Genomic DNA, 23613 nt, shown 5'->3' with positions numbered 1-23613 from the left:
TATGAAGCGGGCTTTTTGATAGGTGTAGGTTACGGCCAGAGCTTTAGTTTCTCAGGCGCTGCCAGTATTTTTCGTAGATAGCCAGCGCTTGCGGGCCGACATCATTGATGAATTCGCCTTTCGCCATATCTTCATCAGAAGGGAAGATAGTGGTGTTGTTACGCAGCGCTTCCGGCAGCAAGGCTCGTCCGCCTTTGGTTGCTGAGGCATAACCCAGGCTGTTGACGATTTCGGCCTGGTTTTCAGGCTGGTACATAAAGTTGATAAACTTATGTGCCAGGGCTTTTTGTTGGCTACCGGACGGGATGGTGAAGTTGTCCATCCATAATACCGCCCCTTCTTCCGGCATAACAAACTTCAGTTCCGGCATATCTTGTTGTCCCTGATAGGCGTTGCCGTTCCATTGCATACCTAAGGTCGCTTCTCCTGATACGTAAGGTACATGCGGCGCGTCTGAGTTATACAGCAAAACGTTATCTTTCAGCGCTGCGAGAGATTGGTACGCTTTTTCAATTTCTTGCTCGTTTTTGGTATTGATGCTGTAACCATTCATTTTAAGCGCCATACCAAACACATCACGGATGTCGTCGATCAGCATGACTTGCTGGCGGTATTGGCTGTCCCATAAATCTTGCCATTTAGTGATGCCTTGCGGGATGGCTGTTTCGTTGTAACTTAATCCGGTCACCCCCCAGATGTACGGCAATGAATACTTGTTTTGTGGATCATGAGCCTGACCAAGCAGGGCAGGCACCGTATCCTTCATGTTCGGGATTTGGTTGTGGTCGAGTTCGCTCAACAAACCTTCACGGCCCATTTTTTCGATAAAATAGGCGGAGGCGAACACCACATCATAACCACTGCCTTTGAGAAGTTTGAGCTTGGTATACATCGACTCATTATTCTCGAAAGTAGAATAGTTGATGGTGACACCTTCTTGCTGTTCAAACTTTTTCAACGATGCTTCAGGCAGGTAACCGCCCCAGGCATACACGTTCAGGCTTTGTGTTTCTGCGTTGACTTGCGACGCCGCGACGGCCGCAGCCAATACCAATCCTTTGATGAAATGTTTCATTGCATTTGCTTTCCTCTGGCCCAGCACCATACTGGATTTCTGTTGCATCATTAGTGAAATCAGGTTCTTAATAAAGCAAATATAATTTGTCGTTTTGGCAAAAAATTTTCACTGTGGAGCGCGATTCTGTTGCTACGCAACGATAGCGCTCTTATCGCTGCTGATGCGTGTGCTAACATGGAGCCAGGGTTATTCAGAGCAAAGTTTATGACAATTTCCAGTGCAGACATTTCTCACTTTCTTTTGCAATTATCACAACAAGCCAAACAGCAGCATTGCCGCTTTGGGGTGCGTATTGCTGCCACAGTGCCATGGCATGACTCCATATTAGCAGATTGTCTGAGTGACAAATCTTCGGTTGCAACTGTCTTTCAGTTGGGCGGTGAGCATGTGACGCATGCTGAACATGTTGCCTTTAACAAAGGCCAGCAGTTTCTCGGACGTGAATGCCAGTTGCTGATTTGTGATGTCTCGGCGGGTCTGGACGCAAATAGTTTCAGTGCGGCGTTAGGGACTTTAGTCGGCGGCGGGCTATTGATTGTGCTAGGGGAGCTGCCGCAAAAAAACAGTCCCGCCACGCAGTGGCTGAATCGCTGTCTGGATGAACTGCCAGTGATTACGCCGCGACAATTACCGCTAATGCCTGCCCGGCAACAGCCATTCGGCGATATCGATTTTTCTCAGCAGAATGACGCAATCGATAATGTCGAACGGGTAGTCAGCGGGCACCGTAAGCGGCCACTGGTGTTAACCGCCGATCGCGGACGCGGGAAAAGCAGTGCACTGGGCATGGCGGCGGCGCGTTTAATGCAAAGCCGTAATTTGCACATCCTGGTTACGGCGCCGTCTTTAGCCAGTGTGGCTCCGCTTTTTCGACATGCCGAGCTCGGTTTACAAGACGCGGTGATAAAAAGAGGGGAGATTGGATTCGGACAGTCGAGTTTGCGTTTTGTTGCACCGGATGAGTTAATCAGTCAGACGCCGGATTGCGATCTGTTGTTGGTCGACGAGGCGGCGGCGCTGCCACTGCCTTGGTTAATTGCGTTGGTGGACCGTTATCATCGCGCGGTGTTTTCTACCACGATTCATGGTTATGAAGGATGCGGGCGTGGCTTTACGCTCAAATTCCTTCACTGGCTACAGCAAGAGCGTCCGCAATTTCGCAGTCAGCATATTGACCAACCGATTCGCTGGAGCCTGGGTGATCCGCTGGAAGCATGGCATCGACGCGCGTTTTTACTTGATTATGAATTTCCAGCTTTGGCTGCAGATTTCTCCATCGCTGCGGTTGGTTATCAGCAGGTGAGTAAACAGCAACTGTTGCAGCAGCCACAACTGCTGTCTGAGATCTTCTCTTTATTGGTCAATGCTCATTATCAAACATCACCTAACGACCTGCTGCATCTGCTGGGTGATGAGGCCATGTCGGTGTATGTTGCTAAATCTGGGCAACAGGAGGCTAAATTTGGACAACAGATCGTGGGCTGCATTCTTGCGGTGCGCGAAGGTGGCCTGAATGCTGAGCTGATTACTCAGATTCAGCTCGGCGCCCGGCGCCCGAGAGGTCAGTTAGCGCCAGTGACGTTAGCCAATCAACTCGGGCTGACTGAGGCTGCGCAGCAAGCCTGTTGGCGGGTAATGCGGATTGCTGTGCACCCACAGTGCCAGCAACTCGGGCTTGGGTCTCAATTACTGCAGCACTTTATTGCGCACAATCCGGCGGACTATTACGCGACGAGCTTTGGCGCGACCAAGCATCTGATTCGCTTTTGGCTCAGCAACCAATTTCGAGCGGTCAAGCTCGGCTCGCAGCGCGATCAAGCCAGTGGCTGTTATTCACTGTTAATGGTCCGGGCGTCTGGTGGTGATTGGATGTCATCAGCTGAGCAGCAGTTTTATCAGCATCTGTGTTATGAATTAAAAGATAGTTTGCAGGGATTGGATACGGGGCTGGTGCAAGCGTTGATGGCGGCACGCCAGTCAGCAAGTTCTGACCAGACCGTCCCCTATCACTTATTGTCCGGCTATGCCCACGGTGGCGCGAACTACGAAAGTGTTGCCGTTTGGATTGAGCAACTTTTACTGGCTTTAGCGCCGCAGCAGTGGCTGGAGCTATCTGAGCTGATGATTGCGAAAGTGGTCCAGCAACGGTCATGGCAAGAATGTGCCAGACGTTATCATTACACTGGTCGTAAACAGGCCGAACAGGACATCCGTACGGAGTTGGCTAAGTTACTGAGTAATTTACACTGTAAACTGACAGCCTGAAGTTATTCGAGTGTAAATCGCGTTACCCGATTTACACTGTAAATGGGTGTGAACAACCCGACATAACAAAAAAGTCCTATTGGTCTCATTGAACCGGTAGGACTTTTTGATTTGCTAATCAGATGAAAATTTCCTTTCTAATTTAATCGCTTATAACGCATCTTGTTTAAAAGCACCGGTTGCTGCATCCCGTATAAACGTTGTGGAGAATTTGCTAATTAAGCATTAGTTTCTACACTCATTTCATAAGACCAAAATTCGCATCCACGCACGTCAGTAAGGTGAAACTTCATGTTTTCTCTCAATGAAAGTCTGGATATCAGCAATGTCGTTGATTGCAAGGTTCAATATACCCAGTGGCTTCAACAGCACAGTGATGATGTCATTGTGCTTGATGCTGCCTGCGTGAATCGTGTTGATGCGGCTGGATTGCAGCTGCTGGTTTCATTTCATCATTCTGCTCGGGTGGCCGGAAAAGATTTACAGTTTCAAAACGTATCTGAGACGCTTGAGGAAGGCCTTAAAGTCTTGGGACTGGACAGCATACTTATGGGTGCTCAGTAATGAGAAGGAAAACGTGATGACTAAAATTCTCGCCGTCGATGATTCGATCTCTATTCGCCAGATGGTCAGTCATACTCTTAAAGACGCTGGCTTTGAAGTAGAAACGGCCAATGATGGCCAGGATGCGCTAATCAAGGCGCAGCGTACTAAATTTGATGTGATTATTTCCGATGTCAACATGCCTAACATGGGCGGCTTCGAATTGGTTAAAGCGATTCGGGGTAATCCACAGTACAAGTTTATTCCTATTCTGATGTTAACCACTGAAACCAGTACCGAGAAAAAACAGCAAGGCAAACAGGCCGGTGCGACCGGTTGGATAGTCAAACCGTTTAATCCGGACACGCTGCTCAAAACGCTGCAACGAGTCCTGTAACCACTGGGTAAACGCAGATTCTACGGGTAAGGATAAATTGTTAAATCAAAATCTGGTTAACAACCCAGAGCTCAACATCAGATAAGCAGTACTAGAAAAGATAAGCGATTTGGGCGTCACGAATAACGTTAATTGGTAGGGCAGGGTATGGCTTTAGATATGGAGCAACTGCGCAAGATGTTTTACGAGGAATGTCGTGAAAATCTTGAAGTGCTGGAAAATGTGTTACTACATCTCGACCCGCAACAGGCCGATGATGAAACCATTAATACTATTTTTCGGGCCGCCCATTCTATCAAAGGCGGTGCCGCGACATTCAATTTACTCGATATCAGCGAGTTTACCCATTCCGTTGAGGCTTATCTTGACCTGGTTCGCAACCATCAGACGCAACTCAGCAGTAACAGCGTCGATGTACTATTGAAAAGTTGCGACATGATACGCGAGTTACTTCATGGTCATGAACAGGGCTCTCCGTGTGACACGGCAATGACACATCAAGTCGGGCTCGAATTGAGCGCCTTGCTCAAAGGCACGGAACATCAAACGGGACAAAGTGGTCAACAAGCCGCAACGCCACTTCGTTCCGGCAGTGATTCCTCTGCCCACTCCGCGCCCGGAGAATGGCAATTACAGTTTGTACCTCATCGCGAGTTGTTCTTCAGTGGTAATGATCCGCTACGTATTTTGCGTGAGTTGCAACAGCTTGACCCGCAATGCCAGCTCGACGTCGATAGCCGTGCTTTACCTGAATTGCTCGAACTCGAGCCTGAGCTGTGTTATCTGGCGTGGCGGATCCGGCTCAGTGCAGCGCTCGAAGAGAGTGAAATTCGGGAGATATTTGAATGGGTTGAAGATGAATGTGACCTGCATCTTAATCGAATAGCGTCTGAGCTGCCGGGCAGCGAGGACATGGCTGCCGGTGACAATGATGCGCAAGGTGCAGCTTGGTCATCAACCCCGGCAGTCAATACCGCTGGTGACTTAACGCGTGTTGGGCAGGTTGAGGAAGGAGCGAAGGTCGCCACACCTGATGTGAGTGCTGCAGCTAAGGTGAGTGCGGCGCCTATTCTAGCGGCTGAGCCAGCAGTCAAAGCGGCAGTGAAACCAGCCAAATCTGAGTCCAGCGTCACTTCTATCAGGGTGGATATCGATAAAGTTGACAGCCTGATTAATCTGGTCGGCGAACTGGTGATTACCCAATCCATGTTAACCGAAATTGGCAACGACTTTTCGATGGATAAGCTGGAAAAACTCAAATCCGGCTTGGCGCAACTACTGCAAAATAGTAAAGATCTACAGGAAAACGTACTCAATATTCGCATGTTGCCAATGAGTTTTGCGTTTAGTCGCTTTCCCCGCTTGGTACGTGATTTGTGTGGCCGGCTGGAGAAAAAGGTAGAGCTTAAAATTGAAGGCGAAAATACCGAACTCGATAAAACCGTGCTGGAGCGTATTGTGGACCCGCTGGTTCACCTGGTACGTAACGGCATTGACCACGGTATAGAGCAGCCACACCAGCGGCTGCAGGCCGGTAAATCAGAAACCGGTTGTGTGGAACTGAAAGCCTACCATCAGGGGGGCTCAATTGTTATTGAAGTCAAAGACGATGGTGCCGGGATTGATTGTGAGCGAATCTGGCGCAAGGCGGTGGAGAAAGGTGTGTTACCCGCAGACAGCCGACGCGAAGATATCAGTGATAAACAGGTGATGAGCCTGATTTTCGCTCCGGGATTTTCCACCGCAGAACAGGTGTCTGATATTTCCGGCCGCGGGGTGGGCATGGATGTGGTGAAACGCAACATTGAAGAGCTTGGCGGGCATATTGAGCTGGATTCTGAACTGGGACGCGGCAGCCATTTTACTATCAATCTGCCGCTGACCCTGGCTATCCTCGACGGCCAACTGGTTAAGGTTGGTCAGGAGGTCTACATCATTCCTCTGCTGACTATCATCGAATCGATCCAGATTAACCCCGCCTGCGTCAAACTGGCTTCCGGCGGTGTCGAACTGTATCGCTTGCGGGAAGACAATATTCCGATACTGCGCCTGCAGGATGAACTGGAAATGGGTGCCAGCGGCCCGCTGGATAAGCGCTTGCTCTGTTTTGTTGAAGCGGCGGGCAACCGGGTCGGTTTGCTGGTTGATGAGTTACTTGATCAGCAACAGGTGGTGATCAAGAGCCTGGAGTCCAATTATGCCAAGGTGGCCGGTATCTCGGGAGCAACCATTCTTGGAGATGGCTCGGTGTCTTTGATCCTGGATATTCAGGGGCTGATTACCAATTATCTGAAACGTCGCAGTCAGACCCAGAAAGTGATTGCTGCCTGATAACAAGGAGAGTTAGGAATGGATATCGAACATGCGCATCCGCTGCAACATGAATCCGTGGTTCATGCTGCGTTGATGGCCAGTCATGATGCTTCGGCAATGAATGCCGACTTTCTCAGTTTTCGTCTGGCCAGTGAATTGTATGGCGTGGCGATTTGCGACATTGAAGAAATCCGCGTCTGGGAGCATCCTACGCCGATTCCTCGCGCGCCTCATTTCGTCAAAGGAGTGATTAATCTGCGCGGTATGATAGTTCCTATCATGGATTTGCGTCTGCGTCTGCGTTTCGGCATCGGCTCTAACGATTATCTGCCGACTACCGTGGTGTTAGTGGTGCGCAGTGAGTTCGGTGAACAAACTCGTCTGATGGGCCTGGTAGTGGATGCGGTCAGTGACGTCATCGGCCAGGGTGACAACGAGTTGTTTCCCGCTATCGGCGAGACGTCAATTGCTCCGTATCTGCAAGGCCTGCTCAATGTCGGTGAAGAGGTGATGTCGCTGCTGGATACCGAAGCCCTGCTGGATATCCAGCGTTTACTGGGCGAGGAGGCGTGATGCACAGTCAGGAATTTTTAAGCTTCATTCTGGCACAAGATGAATATGGCGTACCCATTTTAGATGTACGTGAAGTGCGTGGCTGGAGCGAGGTACGTTCCGTCCCCAACGGTCCGGATTACTTACTCGGCGTTCTGGATATTCGTGGTGAATATGTGCCGATAGTTGATTTACGGCGTCGTTTCAATCTGGAACCGGCTTGCATTAGTGCCACCACCGTGGTGATTGTCCTTAATGACAGTGCCAAACAGCCGCTCGGACTTATCGTGGATGGTGTCGCTGAAGTGTACGAACTGTCGCAACAGCAGATAAAACCTGCGCCCGGTTTATCTTGTTCACAGCCGCAGCCTTTTATTAAAGGCATCGCCTCGGTCAAAAGTGGCCACCTAATTTTGATTGATGTTGAAGCTCTGTTTGATGTGAGCAAGCTGCAACACCATTCCGTCGAAGCTGCAATCATGTGAGGGAATACTCATGCCATTCTGGAACCGCAAACCCCAACAACAAAAACACGATAGCGCGCCAGTCAGTCACGTGGTGCAAGATGAGACTCCGGCCAAGGCGAGTTTTGGTATTTCCAATCAACATCTGCTGTCGGCGTTAAATGCTGCACAAACGGCATTAATGATGATCGACCGTGATTTCAAAATCACTTATGTCAACAAACAATCGATGCTGTTACTCAAACAGCATGAGAGCCTGTTCAAATCGGTATGGCCTAACTTTCGTGCTGAGGAAGACTTTTTACTCGGCTATTGTATCGATCTGTTTCATGCTAATCCGGCCCACCAGCGTCAGATGTTATCGACACCGGCTCGTCTGCCCTATATCACGACCATAGACATTCGCGGCGTTAAGATCGAACTTAACGTCGGCGCGATACTCGATCATGACGGACAGTATGTCGGTAACACCCTGGAGTGGCGTGATGTCACGGCAGAACGGCAGCAGGAAAATGAAGTGGCACGCCTGCGCGCGGCCATCGATCAGGCCCAAACCGCGATGGTCATGATTGATCGTGATTTCAATATCACTTACATCAACCAGGAAACGCTGAATCTGTTTGGTAAGCATGAAGCGAAACTACGCACTGTCTGGTCTGGTTTTACCGCTTCGTCAGACTGGCTGATGGGGCGTTGTATTGATGAGTTCCACCGCAATCCGGCCCACCAGCGCAAGATGCTCAGCGACCCGGGTAATCTGCCATACAGTACTGATATCGCCATCAGCGATATCAAAATAGAACTCAATGTTGCGGCAATTTTCGATAAGGGTGGTGCCTATATTGGCAACACGCTGGAATGGCGTGATGTGACCGAAGAGCGTGCGATGGACATGCAAATCGGTCGTCTTGCTTCTGCCGTTGAGGGCATGACCACCAACCTGATGATGGCTGACCCTGAAGGCATCATACGTTATCTCAATCCGTCGCTGACGGAATTACTGCGCAGCCGACAACGGGAGCTGCAGCAAGCATTTCCAGGTTTTGATGTTGATCATCTGGTCGGACGCAACATTGATGTTTTCCATAAAAACCCAGGCCATCAGCGTAATATCATTAATAATCCTGATCGCCTGCCATTCAGTTCCAATATTGCGGTCGGAGCGCTGGAGTTCAATCTGACCTGTATTGCGATGCATGACAGCAAAGGCAACTACATTGGTCCGGCACTGCAATGGGTGGATATCACCGAGCAACAGGATGGCCAGCGTCAGGTGGAAAGTCTGATTCAGAAAGCGATTGATGGTCAGTTGCATGAACGCATCAACACGGCCGCTTACAGTGGATTTATGCGGGAGCTGGGCGATGGTATTAATAATCTGCTTGATACTCTGGTTGAACCGCTTGGCCAGTGTATTGACGTGATGAGTGAGGTGGCTGAAGGCAACCTGAATAATCAGATGCCGTCTGATCATCAGGGTGAATTTGGGCGACTGGCTGAAGCGGTCAATACTTCGATCATCAACTTGCGCAATATGGTCGATAAGATCACGAAATCCTCGGCACGGGTGGCGACTGCCTCGACCGAAATTGCCGACGGGAATAATGACCTCAGTCAGCGCGTTGAAGCCCAGGCGTCAAATCTGGAGCAAACGGCAGCCAGTATGGAACAAATGACCGCGACAGTGCGCCAGAATGCTGATAACGCTAAAGATGCCAATACCGTGTCAAACGATGCGGCGAAAAAAGCCAGTCAGGGCGGCCAGGTGGTCGGGCAGGCTATTAACGCGATGAGCGAAATCAACACCGCGAGCAAGAAGATTGCTGACATCATCGGTGTGATTGATGAGATTGCATTCCAGACCAATCTGCTGGCGCTGAACGCCGCTGTCGAAGCGGCGCGGGCCGGTGAACAAGGGCGTGGATTTGCGGTTGTGGCGGGTGAAGTACGTAACCTGGCACAGCGCAGTGCCGCGGCAGCGAAAGAGATTAAAGGCTTAATTAAAGACAGTGTCGAGAAAGTGGATGAAGGTTCACGTCTGGTGAATGAATCCGGTGCTACGCTGGATGAGTTAGTTGAAGCGGTGCAGAAAGTTTCGGTACTGATTAGCCAGATCACGTCATCGAGTATAGAGCAGTCGACCGGTATTGATGAGATCAATCGCGCGGTAACCGCCATGGATGAGATGACGCAGCAAAATGCCTCGCTGGTTGAGGAAATTTCGGCGGCGAGCCAGTCGCTGAAAGACGAAGGTAAAGAGCTGCTTAATCTGATGAACTTCTTTGCCACCGACAGCAACATTACGACCTTTGAGACCAAACGATCTCCAATCGCAGCCAAGCCAACCGGCAAGCGTGGCAATGTCAGGGATTTACGTGCCAGTGGAAAAGTTGCCAACGCCAAGATGAATCTCAGTGACGATGGTGATGAATGGGAAGAGTTCTAATAAAGGGTTCAGGCTATGTTGGCGGTGAGTGAACAAGAATTTGAACTGACGGATAAGGATTTTAAGTTCATCCAATGGTTCATGCATAAGCGGGTCGGCATCTATTTGGCGGACACCAAGCGTGCCATGGTGTATGGCAGAGTCAGCCGCCAGCTGAGGCGGCGTGGATTAACCCGTTTTAAAGAGTATCGGGCACTGATAGAGAATGATGAGCAGGAATGTGTGCATTTCATCAACACACTGACGACCAATAAAACCCAGTTTTTCCGTGAAATTCATCATTTTGAGTTTCTTGAAAAAGTGGTGGTGGAAGGTTGGCGCAGTTTAGGTAATACCGAGATTAAGATCTGGTCTGCCGGCTGTTCAACCGGTGAGGAGCCATACAGCATAGCCGCGACCCTGTGGCATGCCGGTGCTTTTGAGTTTGCTAAGTCAGTGCAAATCTTTGCCACGGATCTCGATACTCAGGTACTTGAGCATGCCAAACGCGGCGTCTACCCGGAGGAGGCGTTGGCGACGATACCGAAACAGTACCTCAGGCAATGTTTTATGCGTGGTAAAGAGGCGCAGAGTGGGAAGATCAAAGTGGCTAACCGGTTGCAGCAGTTTATTCAGTTTCAGCCGATCAACTTGATCGAACCCTGGTCGCTGCCGGAGCAATTTGATCTGATCGCTTGCCGTAACGTGATGATCTATTTCGATAAACCTACTCAGGAGCAGATACTCAGGCGTTTTCATGCTCGCCTCAAGCCTGGCGGTGTATTGTTCCTCGGCCATTCTGAAGGATTGGGAGGGTGCAGTTCGTTGTTCCATCATCTCGGCCAGACAATTTACGTCAAAATGTAGGACAAACCATGGTAAGTGAAGTCGTAACCCATACACCGTCATCGCAGACATCTTTTGAGCGTTTCCCGCACAATAGGTCCGACCTGCCGTGGGTTAAGGTTGCGCCCGGTCAGGTATACGTGACCGGGAATCATGAAATCATAACCACAGGACTTGGCTCTTGTGTGTCCGCCTGCATTTGGGATCCCAGCGCAGGTGTTGGTGGGATGAACCATTTTCTGTTGCCGTTTGATACCACCGCCGAACTGCATCATTGGAAAGCCGATGAACTGTTATCGAATGCCTCCCGCTACGGGTGTTATGCAATGGAAAATATTATTAATCAATTGCTTAACATTGGTGCGCAACGCGGTCGCCTGAATGTGAAACTGTTTGGTGGCGCGCAATTGCTGGGGTTCAAATCACTGATTGGAATTAAGAATGTGGAGTTTGTTCTCGGTTATGTACAGCGTGAAGGCCTCAATGTGGTCGCTAAAGATCTGGGCGGAGTCGACCCGCGCCGCGTACTGTTTGACCCGAAGTCGGGCCGAGCCTGGCTGAAACGTATTCCTTGTGCGGAAGTGATGCAGATTCGCCGCAGGGAAGAGTGTTACTCCAGCCAGGTGGCGCAGCAAATGCCTGATACGGGCAAGAATGTGGAGTTATTCGAATGAGCAAAATGATCAAAGTGTTGGTCGTGGATGATTCTCCGGTATTCAGAGCGCTATTGACCCAGCTGATCGCATCCGATCCGGATCTTGAAGTTGTCGGCAGCGCGGAGGATCCCTATCAGGCGCGTGATATGATCAAGCGCCTCAATCCGGATGTGCTGACGCTGGATATCGAGATGCCCAAAATGAATGGCGTACAGTTTCTGCGTAATCTGATGCGTCTGCGTCCGATGCCGGTGGTGATGATCTCTACCCTGACCCAGCATGGTGCTGATGCAACACTCGCGGCACTTGAAGCCGGTGCAGTGGATTATTTTCCCAAGCCTTCAGTCGATAACACGGCGGATATGGTGAATTACAAAACGCTGGTGAATGACAAACTCAAAATGGCGGCCGGGGCGAATGTGGCCAGCAGCCCGAAGCCGTCAGCAAAAGCTCCTGTGACAATAACGCCTTGCCCAACCCGGATCCAATTGTTGGCCATTGGTGCTTCAACCGGCGGTACGGAGGCGCTGAACAGCGTTTTATCTGCATTACCGGCAGGTTTACCGCCCATCGTGATCACCCAGCATATCAGTGCCCAGTTTACCCCTTCATTGGCTAAAAGGCTTAATGCCAATAGCGCGGTTGAAGTGGAGGAGGTCAAACAGCGTCAGGTATTGCTGCAAAGTGGTCACGCCTATCTTGCGCCCGGAGATCAACATATGGTGGTCACTCGCCGCGGTGCCGAGTTGTACGCGTTGCTGGATGACCGCGATCCGGTCAATCGTCATAAACCCTCAGTGGATGTGATGTTTGATTCGGTGGCAGAAGTGCTCGCAGATAAGGCGTTGGCGATGTTACTGACCGGAATGGGACAAGATGGCGCTAAGGGGATGCTTAAAATGCGCCAGAAGGGCGCGGCAACCGTCGCCCAGGATGAACGTAGTTGTGTGGTGTGGGGAATGCCCAGAGTGGCCATTGAACTGGGGGCAGCCAAGGATGTGCGGGCACTCAGCGCGATGCCGCAATGGATTGGTGAACATATTCACCTAAATAAAATTAACCGATAGCGGCCAGCAGGAGTCAGTATGCGGAAAAGTAAAAACTTTATCAAAACAGGCGGCGTCGCGTTGTTACAGCTGGGGCTATTGGCTGGCATCCTGACGCAGGATGTGTCAGCGGGGCTCGGGAGTGCGATTGTGCTGATTGCGCTTTTACCCTGGTTGCTGACAGGCTCGTCGCCTTCCTCGGCTTATGCAAGCCGCGCTGCTTCAACGGCGGATTCGGCACAGCCCAAATCCAGCGACAAACATAACCCCCAATCTGCTGTCGCTTTGTCTTCCCAGTCTGGGCGAGGTGATGCCGCTCAGGTGAAACGCTTGCAGGCCGTGATTAATCAGAATATCGAGCGTATCAAAGAGCCTTTGATCAAACAGCACAATATAGTGGATGAGTCGGCCGAAACTTTAAATGAAAGCTTTTTTGGTTTGCAGATGGTCAGTGAGCAGCAGTCGGAAATATCCAGCACCTTAGTGAACAATCTGCTCGCCAATCAGAACAGTCAGTACAACTTGAAAACGGTCCTGCCACGCACCGAAGCCATCATTAATGAGTTTATTGCGACCCTGCACAATGTGTCGCAAAAAAGCACGTCAGCCGTGAGCAGTATTCATGATATGTCGGACAAGCTGGATGTGGTGTTTAAGCTGCTCAACGAAGTTCGTGGATTATCTGAGCAGACCAATCTTCTGGCGCTGAACGCGGCAATCGAAGCGGCCCGCGCCGGTGAAGCCGGCCGAGGCTTTGCTGTGGTCGCGCAGGAGGTACGCAATTTGTCAGTTAAAGCGGAAGCGCTCAATAACCAGATTGAAAAAGAAATTCAGATTGCGCAGCAGACCGTAAAAGCGGCCAATCAAACCGTGGGTGAGATGGCGACCATCGATATGTCTCATATCGAAGCGTCTAAGCAGTCGGTCGATGACATGCTGCAGGGGGTTCAGCAAGTCAATACTGAAATCGAACGTGAAGTGCAGAAAATACAGGAGCTAGGTCAGATTCTGGTGCAGCATGTGGGCGATGGAGTACGTTGTCTGCAATTTGCCGACATCGTGATGCAGCAAGGCGATTATGCGCAGGATTCTTTGCATTATCTGGAAGAGGCGTTGCAGTTACTCGATAAGCTTCACCACGGTGGCGTGGAGAGTGCACACCTCGAACAACTGGAACAGAAAACTTCTAATCGCAGTGCACCGGCGGCCAGTCAAAGCAGTATGGATGAGGGGGAAGTTGAACTGTTTTAAGGACGGACGTATTAAAAATGAGCGTTTTAAGGACGAGATATGGCCATTGAAACTAGGATAGATAACGATAACAAGCATGTCACCATTGCGGTGGAAGGGACCTTTTGTTTCAACCTGGTGCAGGATTTTCGTAGTAGTTATGCTAAACGGTTTGATCATGAGTTTACGGTTGATATGCGTAAAGTTGATTATATCGACAGTACCGCTTTGGGAATGTTGTTGAATATGAAGAACTATCTTGAGCAGCCCGATGGCATGATTCGCATCGTCAATACGCTCCCTCAGGTGCGCAAAGTATTGATGATTTCGCGTTTTGATAAGAAATTTACCATCGAATAGACGCCTGACTATCGAATAAGCAGGGAGAGTCACATACCTATGCGCGTAATTGTTGTGGATGACCATGCAACCAACCGTCAGTTGTGCCGTTTTATGCTCGAGAACGTCGCGGAGCATATTGATGTCTTTGAGAACGGGGAAGGTGTGGTGGCTGCCATGCAGCAGATGGAAATGCTGCCGGATCTGATTTTGCTGGATGTGATGATGCCGGTAAAGGATGGCTTTGTTACCGCGCAGGAGATAAGAGAGTCGTTTCCCAACCACTACATTCCCATCATTTTCCTCACGGTACTGGATGATCATGACTCGTTTGAGCGCTGTTTATCGCTTGGCGATGATTTTATTCTCAAACCGGTTGAGCGCAGTGTATTGATTGCTAAGGTTCAGGCACATTACCGGGTGGTAAAAATGCACAAAGAGGTGATGGAACAACGTGACCAGCTGCAACGATTTCGTGATAAGGTGCAATATGACTTCGCTATTTCTGAGTCCATTTTTTCCAATCTGATGGAGGAGATGGGCGAGCAGATCGAACACATTTTCGGTATTGAATACATCTCGACTCCATCGACTATTTTTAACGGCGATCTGATAGTGATTGCCAGCCGGCCTTACGGTGGTATCTATGTGATGATCGCGGATGCAACCGGTAATGGACTTCCGGCTGCGATTTCAACTCTGCCCGCCACTCGGACTTTTTTCTCAACGGCAGCGAAAGGTTTGTCCTTAGGAGAGATGGTTTCAGAACTTAATCGCTCTCTGGAAAGTTTTCTGCCAACTGGGATGATGCTGGCCGCCAGCGTATTTGAAATCAGGGCCAATGGTTTTGAAGTCTCCTGGTGGGGAGGCGGATTGCCGGATGGCTATATTCTCGACAGCGACGGCAGTGTGGCTAAGCGTTTGATTTCGTCTCACATGCCAATGGGCGTACTTAAACCGGATGAGTTTGAAAGTGATGTGATGCACTTTAAACTCGATCCGGACCAGCGCATTGTCTGTTATACAGACGGTATTACCGAAGCGCAAAATGACGTCGGGGAACGGTTCGGTGAGCAAAGATTGGAGGCCTTGTTGAGTAAGGTGTCGCAAGGTGCCTTGATCCCTACCTTGTACGAAGAAGTGCAGCGTTTTGCTAAACCGGGCAAAGCCGATGATCTATCGGTATTAACCATGACGTTTCCCTTGGTGAATGTGAATCAAGGCCAGGTGAATCAGCCGTTGATGCTGGGCAACGTTCCCCTGAAAACCTCACTTAGCTTTCCCGCTTTGGTGCTGAAACGCATCGCAGTAATGAATGAAATACGCACTTATCTGAAAGGGATCGTGCTGGGTGGTGAACATCTCGACTTACTGTGTTCGCTGCTTTCAGAGCTGTTCAACAATGCTATCGATCATGGCTTGCTTGGCCTTAATTCTGAGATGAAAGATGATCCGGACGGTTTCTTACTCTATTACCAACAAAGAGAAGAACGTTTGCAGCAACTGGATGAATCGCACTCGATTCGGCTCGACATCGATTTTCAGCCGCAGCGGTCGCGGATTGAATTCATGCTTGAGCACAGTGGCGTGGGTTTTGATTATCAGCAAAATCGGGCTGAAAACCCCGATGTATCTTATGGGCGTGGCATCCTGTTGGCCTCGACACTGTGTGAATCACTGCATTATTTCAATGAAGGTAAATGTGTGCATGCCGTGTACCTGTTTAACGAGGAGCAACCGTTCCCTAACCTGATTACTTAACTCTTCCTTTTGATTACTTCACTGTCCTTTTTGATAATTTAACTATTATTCCTGATGACTTAACCATTTTTCATAGTGACTTAACTATTTTTGATGGTGATTTAACGACAGCAAGAGCGCGCTGCGCATCGGGGGGAGGCTGACACATTTACACTGTAAACCTGGTGACAGGCTGCGGTTTGACTCTCTCTGCAAGATACACTGCGGTTAAGAAGTGACGTAAGCCTGACTTTGCTACTCGTTTTATTCCGACCTTGTCTCAATTTCTATACACTGTATTTCAAAACGACAGGTATGCCGTGAAGGTTATTCAGGATGTGGAATGAATTGATTGTTCTCTCCGAGGACAAAACCCAGGTGATTGCAAAACTGAATGGCGACAAAACCATCGCCAAGGAGTTATCTGATCAGGGATTGAGCGATGCTTTGGGTCAGATCGGGGCAAGAAAATATTTTGTTGACCAGGATTCAGTGAAACGTTTTATTCATTGTGCCAAGGAAATGAAAAGTGAAGCCTACGACGGGATAGTCGTGGCGCTGCAGCGCAATGCTCAGGTGGAAGTCGTACTGACCGAGCAGGATATGTTGGCCAGTATGCTGGTCACCGGCGCGTATGGCGGCCGAGGTTTGTATGGCAGTGAACTGGTGCAGGCGTTAGCGGATGCTCAGGTAGTGAAAGGGATAAATAAATTAGCCCTGAAGAAAGTCCTGCTGATGAGTAACACACTCAAGCCCGGAGAAACCTTCACTCAGCCTGTCGCGCGTGGCAAAGAAGCGATACAGGGGCAGGACAGCCAGTTTATTGCGCTGGTGGAGGATGTCAGCAAACGCATTCTGGCGCCGCAAGAGCGTAAAAGTGACGATAAAATTGATATGCGCAACCTCGGTGAGACGGTGACCGTTAGCGAAAACGAGCCGGTCATGCGACGTCAGCCTGCGACCGAGGGGGAAGCCGGGTACACGGTGCAGGGCAAAGTGATTGCGCCGAGACCCGGTATCAATAGTGAGCTGTTGCCAGGCCGTGGTACGCACATTTCTCCTGAGGATCCCAACCTTTTACTGGCGAGTCAGTCTGGCCTGCCCATCATTAAAGGCAAAACGATTGATGTCGATAACGCGCTGTGTCTCAATAACGTCAGCATCGCGACTGGGCACGTAAAATTCAAAGGCAATGTGGTTATAGCCGGTGATGTTGAGCCGGGCATGGTCGTCCGAGCCACAGGTTCAGTCACCGTTGGCGGGTTTATTGAATCGGCTGATGTGCAAGCTCAGGGAGACATCGAAGTTGGCAAAGGCATCATAGGTCATACCGTCTCCGAAGGTGAAGAGAAAAGCTGTGTGGTGAAATCCGGTGTCAGTATTAAAGCAAACTACGCTCAGTTCTGTGAATTGCAGGCGGCGGAAAATATTCAGATCGCTGTCCACTGTATGGGCGCGGATGTGCGCTGTGGGGGAGATTTGCTGGTCCTGGACGATGGAGAAAAGCAGGGCACGTTAAGCGGTGGTGTGACTAAAGTGGGGGGTAAAGTGACCTGCCTTAACTTAGGCGTTGAGGGAGATACCGCGATGAACGTTGAAGCGTTTGCACGCTTTGCCTGGTACAAAGACCGGATGGTTAAGCACAAGGAGCAGTACAAACTGGCTCAGGAAGAGACCATGGACATTATTCGTCGCGAGCTGGAATTCAAAAAACGCCCTAAAGCTGAACGTAGTGATGAAGAAGAACTTGAGATTGATAATGCCAAGGATCAAGCCAACGCCAGGCTGGAAAAAGTCAAATCGGCGCTGGATGTTCTTAACGATGAATTTCAAATCGCACTGGAAAATAACGTGGTTGACGTGAAGGGTAAGGTATTTACCCATGTTACCGTACAATTTGGCGATGAACGAGTGACGACAAAGCGGGTCCATGGGCCTTCCATTTTCAGCTACAATCAATATGAAATTCAGCTGTCGTCTAAACTCGATGAGGAAGATATCGGGGTTTAGTCGCAACTGGAGCAACGCAGAACTCGGTGCTTATGAGCAGAGAAATCGGTCATGACCTCCAACCCATCTGACTGCATAAAAGGGAGCCCGGCTCCCTTTTGTCATTTTCCCCCAATCATTTTCGGGCCTGAGTTGCTGTAGGCAGGTGTATGAAAGAGCCGCTCAGCGGATTGCAGTTTATCGACCATGGTCTGCAACACATATTCATCAAACAGGTGAGTGGCGTGCAGTTGCTCCAGCGCGAAAAGATACTGGTTCGCGCTGTATCGGACATGATCTTTTTCAAGCGCAGAAAACACTTCACGGTGAAACGTGTGTTGTGATTCGTCGTTGGCGGCCTGGAAACGGAACGTAAACCAGTCGTGCTGAATAGCTTCTTCGACCAAAGCTTTCCACTGTTGCTTACCCAGCACTAACTGATTATCGGAGCTGGCGATAAAACCATAATCAAGTTCAGGGTTGGCGTTAGAGGCGGCCACTGCGGTCTTGTCCGGGCGTGGTAGCGGATCACCGATTCAGCGGCTACGCTATCTTTATTTTCCAGATAAGGAGCCAATGCCAGTCCGATCGTATTGATGCTATTGCTGACTTCGGAGCGCTGCTGCTCAAGATTATTGCGCGTGGTTAAAGTTTCGACCGTTTCTTGTCGTTTAAGCGGGGAATACGTTAAGAGCCGTGCAACTGTCACAGAGTGTGAAGTGATCGATACAGGCTTTCACTTGTCGTGGCTTGAGTTATACGTCGTATAGGCGCACAATCGGCAAAAAATAACGAGGAGTAGAAATGGAACTTTCAGACATTCGCCGTGAATACATTCAAGGCGGTTTGCGCCGCAAAGATTTGCTGGCCGATCCGGTGCAACAGTTTAATTTATGGCTGCAGCAGGCGATCGACGCGAAGTTAACCGATCCGACCGCGATGACAGTTGCCACAGTGGATGAACAGGGTCAGCCATTTCAACGTATTGTGCTGCTGAAAAATGTCGAAACTGACGGTTTCGTGTTTTATACCAACCTGGCCAGCCGCAAAGCGCAACATATCCAGCACAATAACAAAATCAGCCTGCATTTCCCGTGGCACCCGCTTGAGCGCCAGGTCCATATTACGGGTAGGGCAGAAAAACTCAGCGCGCTGGAAAATATCAAGTATTTTACCTCACGTCCGAAAGAGAGCCAGATTGCGGCGATCGCCAGCCATCAGAGCAGCCGTATTTCTGCCCGTGGCGTATTGGAAGGCAAGTACCTTGAGCTGAAACAGAAGTTTGCTAAAGGTGAGATCCCGGTACCGAGTTTCTGGGGCGGCTTCCGGATTCGTCCGCACAGCATTGAGTTCTGGCAGGGTGGCGAACATCGCCTGCACGACCGTTTCATTTACACCCGCCAGGAGAACGGTTGGGACGTGGATCGTCTCGCACCGTAGCCGACACGCTTTGCTTGGTCATACCGTTTTCACACGCCGCTTTATGCGGCGTGTTCGTTGTTCAGCACCACGGAAAGCTGGGTTTTAAGTAGGGTTTGCGGGATCACCGAGCCAAAACCGAGGTCCAGAGCCCGGTCGAGCAGGCTCTCTTTACTGGGGACACCGAATTTGGTGCGCAGGCGTGCCTCGTAGCCTTCCACGGTTTTGATTGAAATTCCCATCACGCGCGCGATGTGTTGCGGTTTTTTGCCGTATAGCAACAGAAACAGAGTTTCCGATTCACGGGTTGTGAGCTTGGGCAGTTGCAAGTCATCATGATTGGCACTTTTGAGCGCTGAGCTTAAACCTGTTACGCGACATACCCAGTGTCCGACTTCAAGAATAGCGGTATCTGTCAGCTCCTGGCCGTAAAAAATGGTGCCGCGGACTTGACCCTGTGCATCGCGCCATGGGCTTTTGGTAAAGATGTGAGCATGCCAGCGACCATCCGGGTATGGGTGGATGTCGAGCACTTTCAGTGAACGGCCGGTTTTGATCACGTAGCGATCCTGCTCCTGAAAATCAGCGGCGCAGGCCACGGTCGGACTTGGCATATCAAAATCGGTCAGACCAACACAGTGCTGCATGCTCTCCACACCGATCAGCGCAGAATAGGCCTCATTGGCATAAACAAAAACAGAGTTCAGATCTTTACAGCCCCAGTAACCGGGTAACTGTTGAAACAGTGATAACTGTTCTGCGGTGAGTGGATTTGACACAACATAATTCCCTTGTATGCAACCGGATTATGATACCAAGGTGGTGGGTTAAAGTAAGTACTCAGTGCGGGTTTACGGGACGAAAACATAAAAAAAGCCAGCCTGAAGACGGGCTGGCACAAATACAAGAAACATATCTTGTCGACGTGTAGAAGAGGTTCCATGAATTCAGCGAGGGTCTGCCGAAAACACAGAGGCATCAATAAGATACCCGGCGTCAAGGGACCCTTAACGCCTGGCGACAACTATATTAAAGCTGCCAGCAACGCAAAAGGGGGGAAATCCCCCCCTTTTGGCTATTTTGCGCAAATAGTTGCGTTACAGTTCACGTAAAACCCGGAAGCCAACGTAATTAGCGGCCGCGGAAGGGGCAATAAACAGCTGACTGTCCGCTTTAGCCATCTCCGGAGAGAAGCTCCAGGCGCCGCCTTTCGCCAGGCCACGTGTATCTGTGGTCCATTGCCAGACGTTACCGACGACATCATAGAGCCCCAGTGGGTTAGCAGCAAAAGCGCCGACCGGAGAAGTGCTCTTGTTTGACCACGGTGTACCGCCCCAGCCAGTATTGGCTTTTCCGCTGCCAAAACGCTCACCCCACCAGTACGCTGTTTTACTGCCAGCGCGGGCAGCTGCTTCCCATTCATCTTCACTTGGCAGGCGATAATGGAAGCCGGTTTGTTGTGACAGCCATTGAGTATAAGCCTTGGCATCGTTCTGGCTGATACATACCACCGGGGATTGCCCTGACTGCTTAAAGCCCGGATTGCGCCAGTAACTGCCCGGCATCGGTGCGACTTCCGCCTTATCGACCGTAATGCAGAGTTTTTGCAATTCGGCATCGGTCTGATAGCCGGTCTGGTTAACGAAGGTTTCAAACTGAGCCACGGTTACCGGTGTGGCGCTGACTGCGAAAGCATGATCAAGGTGAACCTGACGCGATGCATTCTCACCCAGCAGGTATTCGCCGCTCAGTAATGTGACCATTTGCGGCGCTTTGACATCGCCTTTCAGCAAGTCGGCAAAAGTATGTCCCGCTTTAAGCGGGTTAGCCTGCTCGCGCAGCACAGCACGCAGCGTATGGTCCGAGTTGATACTCAGTTCCTGATGGAAGGCACGGTAGCCCTCTTTGGCCACCGTAATCATGTGACTGCCGACCGGCAGCATAATATCGACGGGTGTGCTGCCGTAGCTGACGCCATCCACTGAAACGGAATCCTGGTACTGGTTCGAGCGTATCAGCAAATTGACCCAGGCGACTTCTTGTTGTGGTTGGGGCTGTGCGCTATCTCCGGGTGCAAAACAGTACTGTGATTCGACGTCCAGCAGTTTACATGGGGTATTTTCCGCCGGACGGGCATTCAGCTGCGCGGCGATCACGGTTCTGAATCGACTGCCGTCAAAGAAACCGGCATCGCTGACTTTATGGCTCAGCACGTGAATATTGAGCGCGACATCCCCCAGATGCTGTTTGACCTGTTTGGATTCTGTGGTTTGATCGAGCAGCCAGCTTTGATACTGGGTGACTGCTTTTTGCAGCGCCAGATCCGTGGTCTGTTGGGCACACTGGGCCAGGGTCATGTCGGCCTGGCAGGCGTTGGTGAAACTGACCGTCTGCTTGCCTTCACGTTTCAGTTCGTTTCTCAGCTGTTCAACCCGGGCGCGTACTTTGTCTTCAGCAAGCCGGGCGATTTTCTGCTCAATTAATTGCTGTGCGGCTTTGGCCTCGCTCAGCGCGGATTGCTGTTCCTGAAGTTGCTGCTCTGCTTGCAGACGTGCCTGTTGATTCTGTTTCACCTCAGCCCAGGCTTCCTGATAGGCATTCTGAGCCGCAGAGATATCCAGATCCGGCTCATTGATCATCGCCTGATACTGCTTCGCCAGAGTGGCTTTGGCCTGCTGCAGCGCTTTGTCGAGCTTGGCAGCCTGCTGCGTCAGGCGGTTGACCTCACTGAGCTGATTGTCTGCAGCCGTTTGCTGAGCCTGAGTGCTCTTTTGGGCCTCACGCAATGCGCTGTGCTGGCTGAACAGCGCATCGTCGATGGCGACTACGCCGGAGCTACTCGCCACGTTGGAACTGTTGGCCACGTTGGAACTATTGGCCACGTTGGATACATTGACAACGTCGGATGCCGAAGCTTGTTCTGCCATCAAAGGTGTTGCGAGCATGTATGGCGAAAGTGCAAATAACAGAGCGGGTAAACCTTGTCGCATGAGTGTCTACTTCAGTTAAAATTGAACAAATCCTGACGCTATTCTAAATGTAAACGCCATCTTGTCATCAATTAGCTTTCAGTAACCTGATGACAAAATGGCGTTATCGCGACAGGCGGTAATGGCGCAGCCAAGGCAGTCAGTCCGTTTTATCAGCTGTCTTTATTGGGTCTGAGTTTAACCCACACCGTGTCATTACCGTTGACGGTGATCACGCGGTTGTAACTTTCGAAACCGTCTTTGGCTACGGTCACCTGGTGGCGACCTGCCGGCAGAACGATTTCAACCGGCGTGCTGCCATAGTTGATGCCATTGATGGTGACGGAATCATTGTATTGATCTGAGCGTACCGTGACGTTGGCCCACGCCTTGCTCTGCTTGCTGCTTTTGCTTTCAGCGGCGCCCTGCAGACAGTAACGGCTGGAAACATTAAGCATTTTACACGCTGCGACTGCTTCCGGTTTGGCCTGCAACTGTGCCTGCATCTGAGTAAAGTACTCGCTGTTGCCTTCAAATCCGGCCCGCTGAATCTGGCTGTCCTGAACGTGAATGTTAAGCTCGACACCACTGAGATTTTGCTTAGCGATCACTGACTCACTCAGACTGTCGAGCAACTGGGCACGGAAGGTTTTGACCGCTTTTTGTTTGGTCAGGTGCAGGCCCTGGCTGGAACATTCACCCAGTGTCATCGTGGTGGAACAGGTGGTTTTATAGCTGGTTTCCACGACAGCACTTTCGCGCAGTTCGGCTTCAAGGCGTTTTACCCGTGCCTCGATCTTGCTCTCTTCGAGGTTGGTGTATTCGGTTTTCAGGCGCGCTTGTTTCTGCTTAAGCTGAGAGAGGCGCATTTCACTTTCGGCGATGGCCTGCTGGTTAGACAGCTGTTCTGACTGATTCTGTTTGACTGCTGCCCAGGCCTCCTGATACTGCTTCTGGAAAGTAATCAGATCGGTCTCCGGGTCTTCCAGCAAGCGGCTGTACTGTTTATCCAGAGCCGACTTCGCGCGGTTACGCTTGGCATCCAGCTCGTCGCCATTACGCTTCAGGCGAGCCTGGTCGTTTTTAAGCTGTTGAAGCATTGAACTTTCAGTGTCGAACTCAGATGCGATAGCATCAATTTCGCTCTGTTTTGTACTGATTTTTTCATCGATGGCGGTCACAGGATCGACCTGTGTAACTTCATCCGCGTACACCGATGCAGATACCCAAACTGGGCTTAGCGCAAGCAGTAGCGCTGGGAGGCGATGTTTGATCATAGGTCCCTGCAACATTTATATGAATCCACTGCAAGCAGTGGGAAAGACAAACTTTTGACAGCGGT

Annotated in this window: 20 protein-coding genes; 15 read left to right on the top strand and 5 right to left on the bottom strand. The window is 50.5% G+C overall.

Annotation, left to right across the window (positions count from 1 at the left end; genetic code table 11):
* Window positions 1–43 precede the first annotated feature (43 nt).
* Window positions 44–1075, bottom strand: a complete 1032-nt coding sequence (locus tag E6C74_RS05280) for a spermidine/putrescine ABC transporter substrate-binding protein (protein ID WP_136483657.1) — start codon at window positions 1073–1075, stop codon at window positions 44–46.
* Window positions 1076–1282: 207 nt separating this feature from the next.
* On the opposite strand from E6C74_RS05280, the gene E6C74_RS05275 reads away from it, so the two are divergent.
* From E6C74_RS05275 to E6C74_RS05210, 14 genes are all read left to right on the top strand, one after another.
* The gene (locus tag E6C74_RS05275) at window positions 1283–3343 is read left to right on the top strand and encodes a GNAT family N-acetyltransferase (protein WP_136483656.1); all 2061 of its coding nucleotides are present in this window, start codon (window positions 1283–1285) and stop codon (window positions 3341–3343) included.
* A 291-nt stretch (window positions 3344–3634) separates the two neighbouring features.
* Window positions 3635–3907, top strand: coding sequence for an STAS domain-containing protein (locus E6C74_RS05270; protein ID WP_136483655.1), 273 nt, complete (start codon window positions 3635–3637; stop codon window positions 3905–3907).
* Between the two features lie 16 nt (window positions 3908–3923).
* A complete protein-coding gene (locus E6C74_RS05265; RefSeq protein WP_136483654.1) occupies window positions 3924–4283 on the top strand; it encodes a response regulator in 360 nt (119 codons plus the stop codon).
* A 147-nt stretch (window positions 4284–4430) separates the two neighbouring features.
* Complete coding sequence (locus E6C74_RS05260) at window positions 4431–6614, top strand: chemotaxis protein CheA (protein ID WP_136483653.1); 2184 nt, start codon at window positions 4431–4433, stop codon at window positions 6612–6614.
* 75 nt (window positions 6615–6689) lie between these two features.
* Window positions 6690–7169, top strand: a complete 480-nt coding sequence (locus tag E6C74_RS05255; RefSeq protein ID WP_240798142.1) for a chemotaxis protein CheW — start codon at window positions 6690–6692, stop codon at window positions 7167–7169.
* Entirely contained in the window at window positions 7169–7633 is a 465-nt protein-coding gene (locus E6C74_RS05250) for a chemotaxis protein CheW (protein ID WP_136483651.1), read from the top strand. Before E6C74_RS05255 ends, E6C74_RS05250 begins: the two co-directional genes overlap by 1 nt.
* A gap of 10 nt (window positions 7634–7643) precedes the next feature.
* Entirely contained in the window at window positions 7644–10058 is a 2415-nt protein-coding gene (gene aer2 / locus E6C74_RS05245; protein ID WP_136483650.1) for an aerotaxis transducer Aer2, read from the top strand.
* A gap of 15 nt (window positions 10059–10073) precedes the next feature.
* Window positions 10074–10904, top strand: coding sequence for a protein-glutamate O-methyltransferase CheR (locus tag E6C74_RS05240; protein WP_136483649.1), 831 nt, complete (start codon window positions 10074–10076; stop codon window positions 10902–10904).
* Window positions 10905–10912: 8 nt separating this feature from the next.
* Complete coding sequence (locus E6C74_RS05235; RefSeq protein ID WP_136483648.1) at window positions 10913–11557, top strand: chemotaxis protein CheD; 645 nt, start codon at window positions 10913–10915, stop codon at window positions 11555–11557.
* Window positions 11554–12606: a chemotaxis response regulator protein-glutamate methylesterase gene (locus E6C74_RS05230; protein ID WP_136483647.1), complete on the top strand. Its 1053-nt coding sequence runs from the start codon at window positions 11554–11556 to the stop codon at window positions 12604–12606. The genes E6C74_RS05235 and E6C74_RS05230 overlap by 4 nt, the downstream gene beginning before the upstream one ends.
* An 18-nt stretch (window positions 12607–12624) precedes the next feature.
* Window positions 12625–13836, top strand: coding sequence for a methyl-accepting chemotaxis protein (locus E6C74_RS05225; protein WP_136483646.1), 1212 nt, complete (start codon window positions 12625–12627; stop codon window positions 13834–13836).
* A 39-nt stretch (window positions 13837–13875) separates the two neighbouring features.
* Window positions 13876–14175 (top strand): STAS domain-containing protein, encoded by a 300-nt coding sequence (locus E6C74_RS05220; protein ID WP_136483645.1) that lies wholly within the window; start codon window positions 13876–13878, stop codon window positions 14173–14175.
* Between the two features lie 39 nt (window positions 14176–14214).
* On the top strand, window positions 14215–15915 hold the full coding sequence (locus E6C74_RS05215) for a fused response regulator/phosphatase (protein WP_136483644.1): 1701 nt from the start codon (window positions 14215–14217) through the stop codon (window positions 15913–15915).
* Between the two features lie 315 nt (window positions 15916–16230).
* The gene (locus tag E6C74_RS05210) at window positions 16231–17904 is read left to right on the top strand and encodes a FapA family protein (protein WP_136483643.1); all 1674 of its coding nucleotides are present in this window, start codon (window positions 16231–16233) and stop codon (window positions 17902–17904) included.
* Window positions 17905–18005: 101 nt separating this feature from the next.
* Here the strand turns inward: E6C74_RS05210 and E6C74_RS05205 are convergent, their stop codons facing one another.
* Entirely contained in the window at window positions 18006–18383 is a 378-nt protein-coding gene (locus E6C74_RS05205) for an EAL domain-containing protein (RefSeq protein WP_136483642.1), read from the bottom strand.
* Between the two features lie 304 nt (window positions 18384–18687).
* Here E6C74_RS05205 and pdxH point away from each other — a divergent pair, with 304 nt between their 5' ends.
* Window positions 18688–19323: a pyridoxamine 5'-phosphate oxidase gene (gene pdxH / locus E6C74_RS05200; protein ID WP_136483641.1), complete on the top strand. Its 636-nt coding sequence runs from the start codon at window positions 18688–18690 to the stop codon at window positions 19321–19323.
* A gap of 41 nt (window positions 19324–19364) precedes the next feature.
* On the opposite strand, the gene E6C74_RS05195 is transcribed toward pdxH, so the two are convergent.
* The 3 genes from E6C74_RS05195 to E6C74_RS05185 all read right to left on the bottom strand — a co-directional run bounded on the left by E6C74_RS05195 (window position 19365) and on the right by E6C74_RS05185 (window position 23548).
* Window positions 19365–20081, bottom strand: a complete 717-nt coding sequence (locus tag E6C74_RS05195) for a helix-turn-helix transcriptional regulator (protein ID WP_136483640.1) — start codon at window positions 20079–20081, stop codon at window positions 19365–19367.
* Window positions 20082–20399: 318 nt separating this feature from the next.
* Window positions 20400–22292, bottom strand: coding sequence for a formylglycine-generating enzyme family protein (locus tag E6C74_RS05190; protein ID WP_136483639.1), 1893 nt, complete (start codon window positions 22290–22292; stop codon window positions 20400–20402).
* Window positions 22293–22444: 152 nt separating this feature from the next.
* Entirely contained in the window at window positions 22445–23548 is a 1104-nt protein-coding gene (locus E6C74_RS05185) for a PEGA domain-containing protein (protein ID WP_168796965.1), read from the bottom strand.
* Window positions 23549–23613 lie beyond the last annotated feature (65 nt).

It is taken from the genome of Vibrio sp. H11, assembly GCF_004804295.1.
Lineage (GTDB): Bacteria > Pseudomonadota > Gammaproteobacteria > Enterobacterales > Vibrionaceae > Vibrio > Vibrio ostreae.
Note: the sequence above shows the minus strand (reverse complement) of the source record. Positions and strands in the feature narration are given on the sequence as shown.